This window comes from Gordonia sp. SMJS1 (genome assembly GCF_029866425.1).
GTDB lineage: Bacteria > Actinomycetota > Actinomycetes > Mycobacteriales > Mycobacteriaceae > Gordonia > Gordonia hongkongensis.
Genome location: NZ_CP123381.1, coordinates 776,629 through 792,340 on the forward strand (window position 1 = coordinate 776,629; position 15,712 = coordinate 792,340).

Sequence of the window (15,712 nt, forward strand, 5' to 3'; positions counted from 1 at the left end):
CCGGCAGGGTCGGCGGAGGAGCCGGGAGCGGCGGTGAGCGCCGGTGACCGGGGTGACGACGGCGACCACTCGTCTACGATCGCGGCATGTCCTCGGTGCAGATCAACGGTCCGCGAGACGGCCACACCCGCAGTGCCACGGTGAGTCCCGGGAGTCTCGTCTTCACCGCCGGTGCGGCCCCCATCGACGACGACGGCGCCACCGTCGCACCCGGGAACGTTCGCGAACAGGCCGTGCAGTGCATGAGAAACCTCGAGGCCGCGCTGATCGAGTCCGGCGCGACGCTGCGCGACGTCGCGAAGGTCACCGTCTTCGTCGCCGAACACCTGCAGGCCGATCTGGTGGTCGCGTGGGACGCGGTGACCGAGGCCTTCGGCGATCACAAGCCGGCCGGCAGCCTGCTGGGCGTCTCGGTCCTCGCCTACGACGATCAGCTGGTGGAGATCGAAGCGGTCGCGGCCATCCGGGGCTGATCGCGGCCCGGTCGGTCCGCCGGGTGCGGATGAAGCGGAAGAGGTCCGGCGGATATACTCGCTCGCGCGCCTCCTTAGCTCAGTGGTAGAGCACTCGCCTTGTAAGCGAGCGGTCGTCGGTTCAATCCCGACAGGGGGCTCCACGCACGAACGCCGCGCACCTCTTCCGGTGCGCGGCGTCTGACATTTCGTGGGTTTCGGCTCGCCGGCCGGGGCTACCAGATCACGGCGAGGCCCGCGGCGAGCAGGGACAGGGCGCCGGCGGACCAGAAGAGGGCGCGCGGTACGGGTTCGCCGGTGCGCTTCTGCCGAGCGCTGCCCATGCCGAGGATTCCGCCGAGGACGAGCAGGATCACCAGCTTGATGCCGATCTTCGGGTAGTTCAGCTCGATACCGGCCGGCCACGGCGCCGCGAGCGCGAGCCCGGTCAGCAGGGACAGCAGCAGTCCGTAGTCCATCACGCGGGTGAACCGGAACTCGCGAGCCACGAGTTGGGTGACCCAGCCACCGAAGGTCACGGCGAAGCCGATGATGTGCAGGAAGATTACGACGTTGCGTAGTAGCTCCATGCGGTCACCATACCCAGCAGACACGGCCGAGTTCTGGATTACGAGAACAGGTTCACGGTGCACGATGGACGGATGAAGCACGACGAACCGGGCACCTCCGCCAACTCGACGTCCCCGACCGACGGCGTGGCTCCGGACGGGACCCGCCCAACGGCCCAGACCCGGGTCGGCACCTTCCGCGGGGTCGCCGGGGAACGGGCCGACGTGTGGCGGGGAATCCGGTACGCCCGCCCGCCCGTGGGGGAGTTGCGCTGGCGCCGTGCGGTTCCCCTCGAGGAGGCCGATGCGCCCGAGGACGTGGTGGACGCCTCGACCTTCGGCGCGGTCTGCCCGCAACAACTCAACCCCGCCGTGCGTCTCGGTCCCGATGTGGTCATGGACGAGGACTGCCTGTTCCTCAACGTCTGGACCCCGCCGGGGGCCGCGGAGCACGCCGACGACGCCGTCGGACTCCCGGTCATGGTGTGGCTGCACGGCGGCGCCTACGTGCTGGGGTCGGGAGCCCAGCCGTTCTACGAGGGTTCGAACCTCGCCGCCACCGGCGACGTGGTCGTCGTGACGTTGAACTATCGGCTCGGCGTGCTCGGGTTCGCCGATCTGTCGTCGATCGACCCGCGGTTCGAGTCGAATGCCGGCCTCAGCGACGTGCTCACGGCGTTGCGCTGGGTCCGCGACCACATCGCCGCCTTCGGCGGTGACCCCGACAAGGTGACGGTGTTCGGCGAGTCGGCCGGCGCGGGACTGGTCACCGCGCTGCTCACCATGCCGGCCGCGGCCGGGCTCTTCGGCCGGGCCATCGCGCAGAGTTCGCCCGTGACGTCGATGTACGGCGCCGACCGGGCCGCGCGGGTCGCCGACCAACTGCTCGAGGTCGCCGGGATCGACGCCGGTGAACTCGACACCGGCGAGATCGTCGGGCGTCTCGAACAACTCGACGGCATGACGTGTTCGGCAATCACCACCACCCTGTTCGAGAAGGTCCCCACCGAGGTGCCGGGGACCATCGCGTTCGCGCCGGTCATCGACGGCGATCTGCTGCCCGAACATCCCCTCGACGTCTATCGCGCGGGTCGGGCGCATCCGGTGCCGCTGATCATCGGGACCAACCGCGACGAGGCGAATCTCTTCAAGTACATGAAGTCGCCGCTGATGCCGATCACCACCGCCGACATCGAGCGCATGTTCGCCGGGATGGCGAAGGAGTATCCGGACGTCGTCCTGCCCGAACGTGCGCAGGTGCTCTCCGCGTATTCCGGTCTGCGCCCGAAGGTCACCGGGCTCGGCGTCGCGCGTGACGTGGCGTTCCGCATGCCCACGCTGTGGCTCGCGGAGGCGCATGCGCGTTCGGCGCCGGTCTATGTGTACCGCTACGACTGGACGACGCGGATGTTTCGGCTGCTCGGTCTGGGGGCCGCCCATGCGACCGAGGTCCCGTACGTGTGGGGGAATCTGGGCAACGGGCCGAAGGACATCACGTTCTTGCTCGGCGGGCGTAAGCAGGGAGAAGCGGTGTCGGAGAGGATGATCCGACGGTGGACCGCATTCGCACACGGTCAGGAGCCGGACGCCGGGGCGCTCGGGGATCCCTGGCCGACCTACGACACCGGCCATCGCCCGGTGCTGCGCATCGACGCCGAGGATCGGGTCGTGCAGAACCTCGACGGCGACATCTGGGAGGCGTGGGGCGACGAGGTGCTCGGCTTCCGCTGAGTCGCAACGGCCTCAGTCCCGACGGCAGTCCGCACGAACGTCGATGTGCGGGAGATAGGCGTCGCGCTGGGCGTCGGTGACGGGTGCGGTGCTGGCGCAGATCCAGTCGCGGGCTTCGTCGAGATCGAGCGTGTGCAGGTAGACGTTCCCGGTGGTGTCGCCGCCGGAGATGATGTCCTCGTCGGTGGGGAGTTGGGCGGGTAGTTGCCAGGTGGTGGTCGTGTCCGTGGTCGCGAGCAGCGTCCCGACCGGTTGCGGGTCGGTGAGCCGGCCGTCGTCGTCGAGGGCGAAGCTGATCAGCTCGTGCGTCGCTGTACCCACCGTGAGGCGGTTCGGCGCGACGGACACCGTCGAGGCGAACATGTCCTCCTCCCGGTCGATCAGTTCGGGTTCGGCGTCCGTGCCGGCCGGCGGGAGCCGCCACGTGGAGAGGTCGCGGGAGGCGACCACCAGCACATCGCCGTCGAATACGGCCTGGGCGGCCGGCGCCTCGGCGGTGATGACGTCGACCGGGTCCGCGCCCGGCGACGTCAGGTCGTACAGGTAGACGCGTTTGTCGTCGGAGGTGACCGCGAGCCGCGCGCCGTCGGAGCTGAAGGCGACATTGCGGATGAGGTCGGTGGGTCCGCGCAGCGGTGCGCCCACGCGTCGCGGGGAGCCGGGCACCGAGGTGTCCCACAGGGCCACGGTGGTGTCGGTGTCTCCGGTCGCGAGCAGATGGCCCGACGGCGCGAAGGCGACCGGGAACGAATAGCGGGTGGCGACGTCGAGGGCCGCGGCGCGTCGCGGGGCCGCGGTGTCGGTGATGTCCCACAACTCGACGAGCCCGCCGTTGTTGTTCGCGGTCGCGGCGAGGGTGCCGGGGCCGTTGAGGCTGACCCGCGGATGGTCGTTGACCCGACGCTGGATGGGCGTGCGCGATCGCAGGGTGAGGCCGTCGGACATCGTCCACAGGTTCAGGGTGGTGTCGGCGCGACCGTCGCCAGGACTCGTTGGGCGTCGTCGGTGTCCACGCCGGTGATGGTCCCGCCGCGGTCGGGTTCGGTTCGGCCGGGCAGGCTCCAGACGTCTATCGTCCCGTCGGAGCGGCCGGAGACGAGTTGGCGGCCGCTGGGGTCGAACCGGGCCGCGAAGGTCCGCACCGAGCCCTGTTCGGAGGTCGTCTGCAGCGCCCACTGCAGGATCGGCGAGGCCGGGTTCGCGGTGTTCCACACCCGGACCAGGCCGTCGGCGCGGGCGGAGGCCAACTGCGCACCCGAACCGTCGAAGGCGATCGACCACGACCCGGCCGTGCTGTTGGGCAGCGACGTGCTCAGCGGGCGGGGTGCGAGTGGGTCGGCCACGTCCCACAGCTGGGTGTTCGGACTGTCGCCGGTGACTGCCAGCGAGCGGCTGTCCGGGCTGAACGCGACGGCATGGGTGATGCTGGGGAAGCCGGTCAGCGGCCCGCCCAGCGGCTGCGGCGATTCGCCGGTCGTCCACAGCCGGACGGTCCGGTCGTCGCCGCCGCTGGCCAGGACGCGTCCGTCGGGGCTGAAGGAGAGGGTGCGCGCCGCGGCGGTGTGGCCGCGCAGGACGGCCGTCTCCCGGATCGCTCCGGTCGGTGAGACGGCGTACATCGTGATCGTGCCGTCGTCGGACGATGCGGCCAGGGTCCGCCCGTCGGCGGCGAACCGCACCATGTAGACGGTGCCGTGGCCCGGGGACACCGTCGTCGCCAGCCGCGGGTTCAGTGCGTCGGTCAGGTCCCACATCCGGACGGAACCGTCCCCGCTGCTGCTCGCCAGCAGTTGCCGTGTCGGGTGGAAGTCGGTGCTGGTGACGTAGTTGCCGAAGCCGCGCAGGACCGCGACCTCCCGATAGTCCGACGAGCCGGACCGGGCCCAGACGCGCACGGTCCGGTCGCCGCTCGCCGACGCGAGCTGCGTGCCCGTCCGGTTGAACGACAGGTCGTAGACCGGGCCGGTGTGGCCGGTCAGCGGGGCCACCAGGGGCGTCGTCGCGGCGCCGCGCAGACGGCTCTGGACGGTCGGGTCGTCGGGATAGACCTCGTGGGCGACGAGCAACAGTCGCGCGGCCAGCGACGGGTTGGAGTACTGGATGCTGTCGATGTGCGACAACAGCGCCGAGCGTTCGGCGGCGTTGCGCTGTTCGCGCAGGTCGTGGGCCTGTCGGAAGCCGATGGCGGCGGTGATGGACGCCGCGATGGCCAGCACGACGATCACCGACACCGCGCCGACGCGCGTGATGCGGCGCCGCTGCTGCATGGCGACCGCCGCGTCGAGGAAGGCGTCGTTCTCGTTGCTCAGCAGATGCAGGTAATCGCTGCGCAGGGTTCGTCGCCGGCGCTTGGCGTCCTCGAGGCGCGACCCGGTGTAGAGGAACGACCGGCCGCGCCCGTTGGCCAGCCACGCCGCGGTGTCGGCGTCGACCTGCTGACGCCAGAGGTGGTTGTCGGTGTCGTCGGCGATCCACTCGGCCAGACGTGGCCAGGCGGTGAGCACCACGTCGTGCACGAGCATCACTGAGTCGGTGGACACTGTGAGCAACCTGGCCTGGGCGAATTCGTCGATGACGGTCGCGACCTCGGGCGGGAACCGGTTCGCGATGGTCGCCGTGGAGAGCGGCACGCGCAGCGCGATGCCGGCCGGCCCGACGTGCACCAGGGCGAGGAGGACCGCGCGTGCGAGATCCCGATGACGCGGATCGATCGCCGCCCAGGCCGTCTCGGCGGTGTCGGCGACCGCGCGGGCGATACCGCCGGTGGCCCGGTACCCGGACAGGGTCATGCGGTTACCGGTCCGGCGTGCCCAGGTCGCCTGGAGAACGTGCGCCAGCAACGGCAGGCGGCCGGCGCGGTCACCGCCGGTCGACGCCTCGTACAGCTCGGTGATCATCACGTCGGCGAGTCCGGTCTCGATGCGGCCGCCGGCGAGTCGGACGGGCGCGGTGATCACCTCGCGCAACTGCGTGCGGGTCATCTCCGAGACGATCACGCAGCGGTGCTGCCACGCGTCGGCGAGGAACGGATGCTCGACGCACTGACTGAAGAAGTCGGCTCGCACGCCGACCACGACCACGACGTCGGACGCCAGTTCTTCGACCTCGCGCAGCGTCTCGGTCCGCAGCGGGTCCTCGAGCGAGAAGACGTTCTCGAACTGGTCGATGACGATGACCGCGTCCCCGGTCGTCGAGGCCGGCGCATCGGTGGCGCCCGGCTCGTCCGGGTCGGCGATGGCGAGTCCGCTGGGGGTGATCTCGCCGAGTCGGGGCGACGACAATCGCGCGTCCCGGGCGAGGCCGGCACGGAGCAGCGACGACTTGCCCGATCCCGAGACCCCGGTGACCACCACCAGCCGCGACGCGGGGGACAGCGGTGGCGGTCCGGAGCGGGCCGACAGGATCGCATCCACAAGGGTGCCGACGACGTCGTCCCGGCCGAAGTACATCTGACTGTCGGCCGCGGTCAGGGTGGCGAGGCCGGGGAACGGCCGGGCATGCTGCGGTGCGGGCGGCTCGGCGGTGGGGGTCTCGTCGGGCGTCCGGCGGTCCCACATCTCCCGCCACTGCGGGATGGTCAGGACGTCGTCGGCCCCGGCGGCGACGGCGCGGGCGGTCAGCCAGACGAGCAGCGGTTCGACCGTCGCGAAGTCGCGGGGGAGATGACGGCCGTTGCGCCAGTCACTGATCCGTTGCGCCGAGACCCGGGCCCGCGTCGCCGCGGCGCGCAGCGTGGGACGTCCCGCTTGCACGAACAGACGCGTGAGTGCCTGACCGAAATCCACTCAGCTGTCCTTGTGCTCGCCCCGACAGATCGACCGCACCATCATGCGATAGCCGATCCCGCCGCGCCACCATCGGCGATCCGATGTGGTGACGGCCACACCGCGGACCGCGGATCACCGGACGTGGCAAGCGGATCCGGAACCGGTTCTGTCCGGTCCGGATAGTCCGTTAGCGGCTTGATCTGCGCTTATGTGCCGGGTTCCGGAACGGGGGTGGAGTGGGTCGCGTTCGTGGGGTCTGCTGGTGGGGCGCAACTCGACGGGGGTCGGGAAGCGTACAGGTTGCGTCGGTCGAAGGACACACCGAAAGTGTCGCGAAACACTGCCCGTCGGGGGCTGTGTGTCGTTCGGCCCACACGACCGCGCGGGTGCCGGACACCGGGTCGACGGGGGTCGGCGGTCTCCGGCACCCGCGTCCCCTCCTCGCCTGCCGGGTCACCCGTGCTGTCGGCGTCGATCACTACGATCTGTCCATGCGACCACCCCGGGTGCCCGTGCGATGAGCCGCCTGTTGATCTCCGACTCGCAACGCCGCACTCGCCTCATGCGCCGGCAACACCTCGATGTCTCGTCTCGAGCCGCCGACTCCGTAGAAGCCGCTGCCACGATGGTCGGTCTGCACGCCACCACACCGTCGACCGTCCACCTGGCCGCATGGGCCCGGGTCTGTCCGGAGCTCTCGCGCGAGTCGGTCGACGCCGCCCTCTACGACGACCGGTCGCTCGTCAAGCACCTCGCGATGCGTCGCACGTTGTTCGTCTTCCCTCGGGACATCCTGGCCGAGTCCGTCGGAGCCCTCGGGCCGCGGATCTCGGCGTCGGAACGCACCAACATGTTGCGCGACCTCCGGCGCAGTCCCGACTTCGACGACCCGGAGGGCTGGATCGAGACCGCGCGGCAGGCGGTCCTGGCCGAACTCGCCGGTGGTGAGTCGCTGACCTCCACCGAACTCCGCGAACGTCTGCCCGCACTCGACGGTTACATCAGCCACGGCGCGGGCACCACATGGGCGGGACGTGCCCCGATGGGGCCGCGCGTGCTCAACATGCTCGACGCCGAGGGGGCGATCGTCCGCGGACCCAACCGGCTGCGCTGGCATCTGTCGCGGCCGGCGTGGACGTCCATGCCGCTCTGGCTCGGCGAGGATCTGCCGCCGATGAGCGTCCACGACGGGCACTGCGCGCTGATCGGACGCTGGTTGCGGACCTACGGGCCCGGCACCGAGACGGACCTGGTGTGGTGGCTGGGGTCGACGAAGACCGCGGTCCGCGCGGCGCTGGCCGAACTCGAGACCGTCCAGGTCGACCTGGAGGGTGGCGGAGTCGGCCACGTCCTGCCCGACGATCTACCCGACGGCACCGGGGTCGACGGCACGGGGGACGAGCCGGTCGAACCGCAGGCCGTGCTCCTGCCGGAACTCGACCCGACCACCATGGGCTACAAGGAGCGCGGCTTCTATCTCCGCGGCCACGCGCCGCAGGTCTTCGACTCCGCGGGCAACGGTGGCCAGACCGCCTGGTGGGATGGTCGCATCGTCGGTGGCTGGTATCGCCGCGCCGACTCGACGATCGACGTCGTCCCGCTCGAACCGTTGTCACGGGAAGCGCGTCGGGCTCTCGATGCCCGGGCCGAGGAGCTCGCGGCGTGGCTGGGGGACGAACCGCTGAAGACCGGCTACACCGCGCCGTATGCGAAAGGGTTGTAGGTCGACGCTTTCGCTTGGTTCGACATCTGTCAATATTGACGAATGTCGAACCAGAACCTGCTGGCGACGGTCTCCCGCGGCCTGACGACCGACGAGGCGGAGACCGTCGCTCCGGCGTTGAAGGCACTCGCGGACCCGGTCCGGTTGCGGTTGTTGTCCGAGATCGCCGCCCATCCGGGGGGTGAGGCGTGCGTGTGCGACATCTCCGGACCGTTCGACCTCTCGCAGCCGACGATCTCGCACCATCTGAGAGTGCTTCGCGAAGCCGGTCTGGTGACGAGCGAGCGACGCGCGACCTGGGTGTACTACCGCGTGAACACTGTTGCACTACAAGAACTGTCGGGGCTGCTCGGCTGTCTCGCCACGGTTCTGGGGGAAGCACGTTCGTGTGAGGCCGGACGATGAACGTCACGGAAACCGCCGTCGCGGGCAGGCTGTCGATCCTCGACCGGTTCCTGCCGGTGTGGATCGGCGCCGCGATGGTGGTGGGTCTGCTGCTGGGCCGCAGTGTTCCCGGCGTGGGCGACGCGCTGGCGGCCGTCGAGCTCGACGGCATCTCGTTGCCGATCGCACTCGGGTTGCTGATCATGATGTATCCGGTGCTGGCCAAGGTGCGCTACGACCGACTCGACTCGGTAGCCGCCGACCGTCGCCTGCTGCTCGGGTCGCTGGCTTTGAACTGGATCATCGGCCCGGCGTTGATGTTCGCGCTGGCCTGGCTCCTGCTCCCGGACCTGCCGGAGTACCGGACCGGACTGATCATCGTCGGGCTGGCCCGCTGCATCGCTATGGTCATCATCTGGAACGACCTGGCCTGCGGCGACCGCGAAGCCGCTGCCGTCCTGGTCGCGCTGAACTCGGTATTCCAGGTGATCATGTTCGCCGTGCTGGGTTGGTTCTACCTCTCCGTGTTGCCCGGCTGGCTCGGCCTCGAACAGACGACCATCGACGCCTCGCCGTGGCAGATCGCGAAGTCGGTGCTGATCTTCCTCGGCATCCCGCTGGTGGCCGGATACCTCACCCGTCGTATCGGAGAGCGCGCCAAGGGCCGCGAGTGGTACGAGTCCGCGTTCCTGCCGCGTCTCGGGCCGTGGGCCCTCTACGGTTTGTTGTTCACCATCGTCATCCTGTTCGCATTGCAGGGTGAGCAGATCATGTCGCAGCCCTGGGACGTCGCGCGTATCGCTCTGCCGCTGCTGATCTACTTCGCGGTGATGTGGGGCGGTGGGTTCGTGCTCGGCGCCGCGATGGGTCTGGGGTATGCGCGCACCACCACGCTCGCGTTCACCGCCGCCGGCAACAACTTCGAACTCGCCATCGCCGTCGCGATCGCCACCTACGGTGCGACCTCCGGCCAAGCGCTCGCCGGGGTCATCGGACCGCTCATCGAAGTGCCGGTCCTCGTCGCCCTGGTCTATGTGTCCCTGGCACTGCGGAAGCGGTTCTCTGCAACACCCGACTCGACTGGGGAGCCCGCGCGCCATGTCTGACCCCATCAATGTGCTGTTCGTGTGCGTCAGCAACCGTGGCAAATCCGTGATGGCCGAACGTCTCTCGGTGACGGTCACCGACCGGATCGCGGCGTCGTCCGCCGGAACCAACGCGAAGATCGGCGGGCAGGTCAATGACTTGTCCGCGCAGGTGCTCGCCGAGGTCGGCGCCGACGCCGTCGGACATCAGCCGCGGCAGCTGACGGATGACCTGATGCGAGCCGCGGATCTGGTCGTGGTGGTCGGCACCGCCGAGGTCACCCCGCCCGACGGGGTGAGTGTCGAGGTGTGGAACACCGACGAACCCTCCGATCGAGGCATCGACGGCCTCGAACGGATGCGGTTGATCCGCGACGACATCACCACCCGCATCCGCGACCTCGCCGACCGCTTGGAGCAGTGAGCGTCTCAGAACGGTGGTGGGTCGGTGGCGTTCCACCCACCGACAAGAACGACGACGCTCGGTCAGCAGCAGGCTGTGCGAGCGTCGGCGGGGTCGGTGGCGCTACCGCCGCAGCACACCGAACCCTCGGCGGATTCGTCGACACCGCTCTCGGCCAACAGCTTCGGGCTGGTTCCGAAGGTGTCGGAATCCGCGAGCACGGTATAGATCTCCCACTTTTCGTCGCTCGGACCGGTGACCCACACCTTGTCTTGCGTTGCGAAACAACAGGTGGAGTTGATCTCCTGCTGTGTGAACATGCCTTCGCCGGACAGTCGGGCGATCTCGGCATGCACCGTCTCGCTCGATTCGACCTCCACTCCGAGATGGTTGATCGTGCCGCCCCGGCCCGGGTTCTCCAGGAGCACCAGTTTCAGCGGCGGTTCGACGATCGCGAAGTTCGCGTATCCGGGCTTTCGCTTGGCCGGCGGGGTGTCGAACAGCTTGGAGTAGAACTCGATCGCGGTATCGAGGTCATCGACATTGAGTGCGAGTTGCATGCGGGACATGAGGGGAACCACCTTCACCTGTGAGACATATGTCGAAAACATTGGTTCTTGCAGGATGTCACCTTTTCGACATATGTCAATGACGAAGGTATGGTCGGCTCATGCCCAAGACCTTGCCGGTGGTCGACATCAGCGCTCCCATCTGCTGTCCGCCGGTGTCGTCGGCGCCGCTGGACGACGAGGCCGCTCTCGAGATCGCGTTGCGACTCAAGGCACTTGCCGACCCGGTGCGCATCAAGCTCGTGTCGATCCTCCTCGCCGACAAGGAGGACGGGATCTGCACGTGCGATCTGGCGACGGCCGTCGGACTCGCCGAGGCCACGACGAGCCATCACCTGGGGCAGCTGCGAAAGGCCGGCATGGTGGCGCCCGAGCGTCGCGGCATGAACGTCTACTACCGTGCCCGGCCAGAATCGCTGGAGGCCGTGCGCAACGTTCTCAGCGCGACCGCCGGCTGCTGCTGAACGCGGGGGCCCTACGACTGGTCAGGGGTCACTCACCGACATGCGGCGGGACGGCGGCGGGGTCGGCCATCACGTCGGTGCCGCCGAGAGCCTTGTTCGCGCGGCGTTCCACCAGCAGCGGCACGAAGTCGCGGACTTCGGTCCCGCTGAAGTGCTCGTAGGCCTGCTCGACCGCGGCGGCGACGTCTTCTGGTCGTCGGTGTGAATAGAGGCCGATCAGCCGGTCCTGTACTTCGCTGATCTGACGAAGTTCGTCATTCGCATCCATGGACACAATTTAGTTCGAACACGACGAAGCGGTCTCTCCTGACGAATGGGTTCACGCACCGTTCATCTCGCCGCTATCGGCGCTCCACCTCGATCGGGGAGTGAGTCGACTGCCCGCAGGGCGAGACGGGGAGGGTCGGCGGTGAACGATCCGAGAACCTACGATGTCAGCCATGGTTCGTTCCGGCCGTCCCGTCGATCCCGTCGCACAGGCGCAGGCACGCGTGCTGATGGAGGAGCTCGAACGTGTCGCGGATTCCCTCGTGGACAGGCTGCAGAACGGAACCGGGGGCGAGAAGGCCCTCCGCACGGCGCGTCGGGAACTCTACGAAGTCCGCGAGCACGTACGACGCCTCCAGGACAGATACGAACTCTCCGCCTGACCGCGCGCCCCGCGTTTCGATGAATTCGAGGGTCGGACCGGGTCTGACCCGGTGGACTGTACTCACCATCGACATTCACCGAGCGAAAGGCACCGTCATGCGAGAGGAATCGTCATGAGCGCGGCATTCCCACCCGTCGCCGACCGCGACACCTGGGCGGCGGCGCTGGCCGACCTGCGGCGCCGCGAGAAGGCGGCGACCCGCGAACTCGACGCCATCGCCGCGCAGCGTCGTCGACTCCCGATGGTCGAGATGGACGACTACGTCCTCACTGGGCCCGCCGGGCCGATCCGTCTGGTCGACATCTTCGACGGACGCTCACAGCTGATCGTCTACAACCACATGTGGACCGACGGCGCCCGGTTCCAGTGCCCGGGTTGTACCGGGTTCACCACCCAGTTCTCTCGGCTCGACTACCTCGCCGACTACGACGCGCGGTTCGTCATCATCACGCACGGGCCGATGGACGAGATCCTGGCCTACAAGCGGCGCGTCGGTAACCGCATGGACTGGTACTCGTCGGGGGGTACGACCTTCTCCGCCGACGTCGACGCCGCCCCGGGCGAAGGCTTCGCCCTCAACGTCTTCCTCCGCGACGGTGACACCGTGTATCGCACCTGGCACTCGACCGGTCGTGGTACCGAACAACTCGGCTTCACCTTCGGACTCCTCGACGTCCTGCCCTACGGACGCCAGGAGGAGTGGCAGGATTCGCCGGACGGCTGGCCGCAGAGCCCGACCTACTCGCGCTGGCGCGGTTCGGAGGAGATGGCCGCCGCGTACGGTGACCCTGACGCGTGACCCACGCCCACGCGCAGAACCCGCTGGTCAGCGTTCACAGGAATCTCCCAGCGTGCCTACAGTGAGGTTCCAGGGCCGGCTGGAACTCTGGTCGTGTGAGTGAAGTGGCGAAACAGAACAGCACGCGCGGCGCGAAGGTCCTCGTGGTCGACGATGAGGAGAACATCCGTCAACTGCTGTCGGTGTCGCTGAAGTTCCAGGGTTACGAGGTCGAGACCGCCGCCGACGGTCCGGCGGCCCTCGACCGATGCCGCATCGCCAAACCCGACGTCCTCGTCCTCGACGTGATGATGCCGGGGATGGACGGGTTCGGGCTGCTGCGCCGGCTGCGTGCCGACGGGGTCGAGGCGCCGGCCCTGTTCCTGTCGGCGCGCGACACGGTGGAGGACAAGATCAACGGCCTCACCATCCGCGGGGACGACTACGTCACCAAACCCTTCAGTCTCGAAGAGGTCGTCGCCCGGTTGCAGGTGTTGCTGCGCCGCAGCGGTTTCGACGACCAGAAGCGCGCGTCGTCGAAGATCACCTTCGCCGACATCGAACTCGACGACGAGACCCACGAGGTGTTCAAGGCGGGCGAACTGGTCGCCCTCTCGCCGACGGAGTTCACGCTGTTGCGCTACTTCATGGTGAACGCGGGCACGGTGTTGTCGAAGCCGCGCATCCTCGACCATGTCTGGAACTACGACTTCGGCGGCGAGGTGAACGTCGTCGAATCCTATGTGTCGTACCTTCGGCGCAAGCTCGACACCGGGGACAAGCGACTCATCCACACCCTCCGCGGCGTCGGCTACGTGATGCGTGAGCCCCGTGACTGATGCGACGGTGACGGGTACCGGCCGCGGCACGCGGAAGCGCGGTGTCCCCCTGCGGATCTCGATGGTGGCGCTGACGGTGCTGCTCGTCGCCATCGGACTCCTCGCCTCCGGTGTCGCGGTGACCTCGTCGATGCGGCAGGACCTCATCTCCCGCGCCGACGAGGGGCTGGAGAACGCGGTACGCACGTGGGCCGAACCCCGTGGTCTCCTCGGCGACGGCCCCGGCCCACCCGGGCCCCGCCGGCCGCCGTCGCCCTACTACGTCGAGTCCGTCGTCTACGGGCCCGGCGGGATGTCGGCCGACAACGTCTACAACCAGTTCGACGACGCACCCGACCTGAGTGGACTGACCGGTGACAACGCCGGACCCGTCACCGTCCCGTCGGTCGACGGGGACGGGCCACAGTGGCGGGTCATCAAGCACAGCAACAGCTTCGGCAGATCCATCGTGGCCACCCCGATGTCCGACATCGACGACACGGTCAGCAGGCTAGTCTGGCTGCAGCTCGCGATCGGCGCGCTGGTCGTCCTGCTCATCGGGGTGCTGAGCTACGTCCTGGTGCGCACGAGTCTGCGCCCGCTCCGCCGGGTCGAGGAGACCGCGCACGAGATCGCGGAGGGCAATCTGACGCGGCGGGTGCCGCCGGCGCCGCCGAACACCGAGGTCGGCAGTCTGTCGGACTCGCTGAACCGGATGCTCGGCCAGATCCAGCATGCGTTCGCCTCGACGGCCGCGTCCGAACAGCAGGCCCGCGCCTCCGAGGAGCGGATGCGCCGTTTCGTCGCCGACGCCAGCCACGAACTACGGACCCCGCTCACGTCCATCAAGGGATTCGCCGAACTCTATTCACAGGGCGGCGTCCCCGACGTGACCGACGCGATGCGGCGCATCGACGACGAGGCCGGCCGGATGAACCTGCTGGTGGAGGATCTGCTGATGCTCGCGCGACTCGACGCGCAGCGGCCGCTGGACTCGGCACCCGTCGACCTCCTCGGCCTGGCCGCCGATGCCGTGCAGAGCGCCCGTGTCGCCGCCCCCGAGCGCGAGATCCGGCTCGACGTCGTCCCGGGCGATCGGCCGCCGGTCGTGCTCGGCGACGGGCCCCGCCTGGTCCAGGTGCTGCGCAACCTCATCGGCAACGCCGTGAACCACACCCCGGCGGACGCCTCGATCACGGTCGGGGTGAGCGTCGACGACGCCGCGAGCCCCGGGGAGGCGGTGCTGACCGTCGCCGACACCGGGCCGGGGCTCTCGCCGGAGGACGCCGAGCGCGTCTTCGAACGCTTCTACCGCGGGGACTCGTCCCGACATCGCGGCTCCGGCGGCGGTAGCGGCCTCGGCCTCTCGATCGTCGCGGCACTGGTCGCCGCGCACGGCGGCCGCGTCGGCGTGGACACGAGCCCCGGTGTGGGAGCCACGTTCTGGGTGCGCCTACCGCTCGCGGAGGCCGATTAGATCAACCGGCGCAACTTCGCGAACTCGGTGACGTCGTCCCGGAACCGATCGAGTCCGACGAGGGTGTACATGCCGTCGATCTGCCGGTTGGCCCACAGCTGATGGATGCGGCGCAGGTCGGATTGCCGTGACTTCCAGCCGATCCCGTCGATCACCGCGAGTACCAGCTGGGTGGGCAACCGCACCTCGGCCATCTCCTCGATCTCACGGACCGCGTCGGTGAGTTTGGAACCGGTCGAGTCGAAACCCTTGGCCGCCACCACGATGTCGGCCGACGACGGGTCGCCGACGATGAGGTCGGCGGGCGCGGTCCGGCCGTTGCGTCCCGCGAACCGCGAGCGGGTGACGTAGTCGAGGCCGATGTCGCGGGCGATGTCCTCGATCTCGTCCTCGATACGCCGGCCCGACGCGCCCGCGCGAGTGGCGGTGGCGCGGGTGCCGGCGCGGGCCACGAGGATGTCGGCGAAGGTGAACGTGCGGGACAGCTGGGTGCGCAGCATGCGGACCAGGTCGAATTCGGTGTCGAGCCAGGTCACCAGCTCGACCGGTTGTGTCCGGGCCAGCGCGTGCCAGCCGCTGGTGTCGAACCGGTCGCGCAGCGCGTTCTTCAGCTTCTCCTGGGACAGCCCGACCGCGAGCCCCAGTACGGGGACATCGGTGGGGTTGTCGCGCACCCACGCCGCCAGTCCCGCGATGTCGGTGTCGAGCAGTTCACCGAGACGCGCCGTGGCCTGGGTGATCCGCTCGGCCTCCGGCGTCGACGCGGTCGGGTCGACGTGAGAGGTCAACCGGCCCAACGATTGCAGATAGTCGTCGAAGTCGCCCGCGGTGCTCATCGTG

15 protein-coding genes, 1 tRNA gene and 1 pseudogene are annotated in these 15,712 nt (G+C 68.9%); 12 read left to right on the forward strand and 5 right to left on the reverse strand.

Annotated elements, in window-relative coordinates:
- Positions 1 to 86 precede the first annotated feature (86 nt).
- Together QAD21_RS03620 and QAD21_RS03625 are read left to right on the forward strand one after the other, a co-directional pair.
- Positions 87 to 473: a RidA family protein gene (locus QAD21_RS03620; protein WP_058251249.1), complete on the forward strand. Its 387-nt coding sequence runs from the start codon at positions 87 to 89 to the stop codon at positions 471 to 473.
- Positions 474 to 541: 68 nt separating this feature from the next.
- Positions 542 to 616: transfer RNA gene (locus tag QAD21_RS03625), tRNA-Thr, on the forward strand.
- A gap of 72 nt (positions 617 to 688) precedes the next feature.
- On the opposite strand, the gene QAD21_RS03630 is transcribed toward QAD21_RS03625, so the two are convergent.
- Positions 689 to 1,042: a hypothetical protein gene (locus QAD21_RS03630; protein ID WP_058251248.1), complete on the reverse strand. Its 354-nt coding sequence runs from the start codon at positions 1,040 to 1,042 to the stop codon at positions 689 to 691.
- Between the two features lie 72 nt (positions 1,043 to 1,114).
- On the opposite strand from QAD21_RS03630, the gene QAD21_RS03635 reads away from it, so the two are divergent.
- Positions 1,115 to 2,752 carry a carboxylesterase/lipase family protein gene (locus QAD21_RS03635; protein ID WP_189340147.1) on the forward strand — a complete coding sequence of 546 codons (1,638 nt, stop codon included), beginning with the start codon at positions 1,115 to 1,117 and terminating at the stop codon, positions 2,750 to 2,752.
- A 12-nt stretch (positions 2,753 to 2,764) separates the two neighbouring features.
- Here the strand turns inward: QAD21_RS03635 and QAD21_RS03645 are convergent.
- Positions 2,765 to 6,537: pseudogene (locus QAD21_RS03645) on the reverse strand (hypothetical protein).
- 499 nt (positions 6,538 to 7,036) lie between these two features.
- On the opposite strand from QAD21_RS03645, the gene QAD21_RS03650 reads away from it, so the two are divergent.
- Genes QAD21_RS03650 through QAD21_RS03665 form a run of 4 tightly spaced genes read left to right on the forward strand, consistent with a single transcriptional unit; the run spans position 7,037 to position 10,135 of the window.
- A complete protein-coding gene (locus QAD21_RS03650) occupies positions 7,037 to 8,242 on the forward strand; it encodes a winged helix DNA-binding domain-containing protein (RefSeq protein WP_280360538.1) in 1,206 nt (401 codons plus the stop codon).
- Between the two features lie 42 nt (positions 8,243 to 8,284).
- Complete coding sequence (locus QAD21_RS03655) at positions 8,285 to 8,647, forward strand: metalloregulator ArsR/SmtB family transcription factor (protein ID WP_280360539.1); 363 nt, start codon at positions 8,285 to 8,287, stop codon at positions 8,645 to 8,647.
- Positions 8,644 to 9,732: an ACR3 family arsenite efflux transporter gene (gene arsB, locus QAD21_RS03660; RefSeq protein WP_280360540.1), complete on the forward strand. Its 1,089-nt coding sequence runs from the start codon at positions 8,644 to 8,646 to the stop codon at positions 9,730 to 9,732. The genes QAD21_RS03655 and arsB overlap by 4 nt, the downstream gene beginning before the upstream one ends.
- A complete protein-coding gene (locus QAD21_RS03665) occupies positions 9,725 to 10,135 on the forward strand; it encodes a low molecular weight phosphatase family protein (RefSeq protein ID WP_280360541.1) in 411 nt (136 codons plus the stop codon). The genes arsB and QAD21_RS03665 overlap by 8 nt, the downstream gene beginning before the upstream one ends.
- Positions 10,136 to 10,197: 62 nt before the next feature.
- Here QAD21_RS03665 and QAD21_RS03670 read toward each other — a convergent pair whose 3' ends face one another.
- Positions 10,198 to 10,683 (reverse strand): ArsI/CadI family heavy metal resistance metalloenzyme, encoded by a 486-nt coding sequence (locus QAD21_RS03670; RefSeq protein ID WP_159370062.1) that lies wholly within the window; start codon positions 10,681 to 10,683, stop codon positions 10,198 to 10,200.
- Positions 10,684 to 10,784: 101 nt separating this feature from the next.
- On the opposite strand from QAD21_RS03670, the gene QAD21_RS03675 reads away from it, so the two are divergent.
- The gene (locus QAD21_RS03675) at positions 10,785 to 11,147 is read left to right on the forward strand and encodes an Rv2640c family ArsR-like transcriptional regulator (protein WP_058251241.1); all 363 of its coding nucleotides are present in this window, start codon (positions 10,785 to 10,787) and stop codon (positions 11,145 to 11,147) included.
- A 28-nt stretch (positions 11,148 to 11,175) separates the two neighbouring features.
- Here QAD21_RS03675 and QAD21_RS03680 read toward each other — a convergent pair whose 3' ends face one another.
- The gene (locus QAD21_RS03680; RefSeq protein WP_247451289.1) at positions 11,176 to 11,415 is read right to left on the reverse strand and encodes a hypothetical protein; all 240 of its coding nucleotides are present in this window, start codon (positions 11,413 to 11,415) and stop codon (positions 11,176 to 11,178) included.
- Between the two features lie 172 nt (positions 11,416 to 11,587).
- On the opposite strand from QAD21_RS03680, the gene QAD21_RS03685 reads away from it, so the two are divergent.
- The 4 genes from QAD21_RS03685 (at position 11,588) to QAD21_RS03700 (ending at position 14,872) form a co-directional block, all read left to right on the forward strand.
- Positions 11,588 to 11,797: a hypothetical protein gene (locus QAD21_RS03685; protein ID WP_058251239.1), complete on the forward strand. Its 210-nt coding sequence runs from the start codon at positions 11,588 to 11,590 to the stop codon at positions 11,795 to 11,797.
- Positions 11,798 to 11,911: 114 nt separating this feature from the next.
- Positions 11,912 to 12,598 (forward strand): DUF899 family protein, encoded by a 687-nt coding sequence (locus tag QAD21_RS03690; RefSeq protein ID WP_247451291.1) that lies wholly within the window; start codon positions 11,912 to 11,914, stop codon positions 12,596 to 12,598.
- A 95-nt stretch (positions 12,599 to 12,693) separates the two neighbouring features.
- Positions 12,694 to 13,416, forward strand: coding sequence for a response regulator transcription factor (locus QAD21_RS03695; RefSeq protein ID WP_247451293.1), 723 nt, complete (start codon positions 12,694 to 12,696; stop codon positions 13,414 to 13,416).
- Between the two features lie 61 nt (positions 13,417 to 13,477).
- Positions 13,478 to 14,872 (forward strand): HAMP domain-containing sensor histidine kinase, encoded by a 1,395-nt coding sequence (locus QAD21_RS03700; RefSeq protein ID WP_247452049.1) that lies wholly within the window; start codon positions 13,478 to 13,480, stop codon positions 14,870 to 14,872.
- Here QAD21_RS03700 and QAD21_RS03705 read toward each other — a convergent pair.
- Positions 14,869 to 15,708, reverse strand: a complete 840-nt coding sequence (locus QAD21_RS03705; protein ID WP_259936646.1) for a hypothetical protein — start codon at positions 15,706 to 15,708, stop codon at positions 14,869 to 14,871. The two genes, QAD21_RS03700 and QAD21_RS03705, sit on opposite strands and share 4 nt — an antisense overlap.
- Between the last annotated feature and the right edge of the window lie 4 nt (positions 15,709 to 15,712).

Excerpts from the sequence above, each read along its gene's own strand:
- QAD21_RS03690 (WP_247451291.1), top strand. The coding sequence starts at position 11,912 with ATGAGCGCGGCATTCCCACCCGTCGCCGACCGCGACACCTGGGCGGCG.
- QAD21_RS03620 (WP_058251249.1), top strand. The coding sequence starts at position 87 with ATGTCCTCGGTGCAGATCAACGGTCCGCGAGACGGCCACACCCGCAGT.
- QAD21_RS03675 (WP_058251241.1), top strand. The coding sequence starts at position 10,785 with ATGCCCAAGACCTTGCCGGTGGTCGACATCAGCGCTCCCATCTGCTGT.
- QAD21_RS03685 (WP_058251239.1), top strand. The coding sequence starts at position 11,588 with ATGGTTCGTTCCGGCCGTCCCGTCGATCCCGTCGCACAGGCGCAGGCA.
- QAD21_RS03655 (WP_280360539.1), top strand. The coding sequence starts at position 8,285 with ATGTCGAACCAGAACCTGCTGGCGACGGTCTCCCGCGGCCTGACGACC.
- QAD21_RS03680 (WP_247451289.1), bottom strand. The coding sequence starts at position 11,415 with ATGGATGCGAATGACGAACTTCGTCAGATCAGCGAAGTACAGGACCGG.
- QAD21_RS03630 (WP_058251248.1), bottom strand. The coding sequence starts at position 1,042 with ATGGAGCTACTACGCAACGTCGTAATCTTCCTGCACATCATCGGCTTC.
- arsB (WP_280360540.1), top strand. The coding sequence starts at position 8,644 with ATGAACGTCACGGAAACCGCCGTCGCGGGCAGGCTGTCGATCCTCGAC.
- QAD21_RS03650 (WP_280360538.1), top strand. The coding sequence starts at position 7,037 with ATGAGCCGCCTGTTGATCTCCGACTCGCAACGCCGCACTCGCCTCATG.
- QAD21_RS03700 (WP_247452049.1), top strand. The coding sequence starts at position 13,478 with ATGGTGGCGCTGACGGTGCTGCTCGTCGCCATCGGACTCCTCGCCTCC.
- QAD21_RS03670 (WP_159370062.1), bottom strand. The coding sequence starts at position 10,683 with ATGTCCCGCATGCAACTCGCACTCAATGTCGATGACCTCGATACCGCG.
- QAD21_RS03665 (WP_280360541.1), top strand. The coding sequence starts at position 9,725 with ATGTCTGACCCCATCAATGTGCTGTTCGTGTGCGTCAGCAACCGTGGC.
- QAD21_RS03705 (WP_259936646.1), bottom strand. The coding sequence starts at position 15,708 with ATGAGCACCGCGGGCGACTTCGACGACTATCTGCAATCGTTGGGCCGG.
- QAD21_RS03635 (WP_189340147.1), top strand. The coding sequence starts at position 1,115 with ATGAAGCACGACGAACCGGGCACCTCCGCCAACTCGACGTCCCCGACC.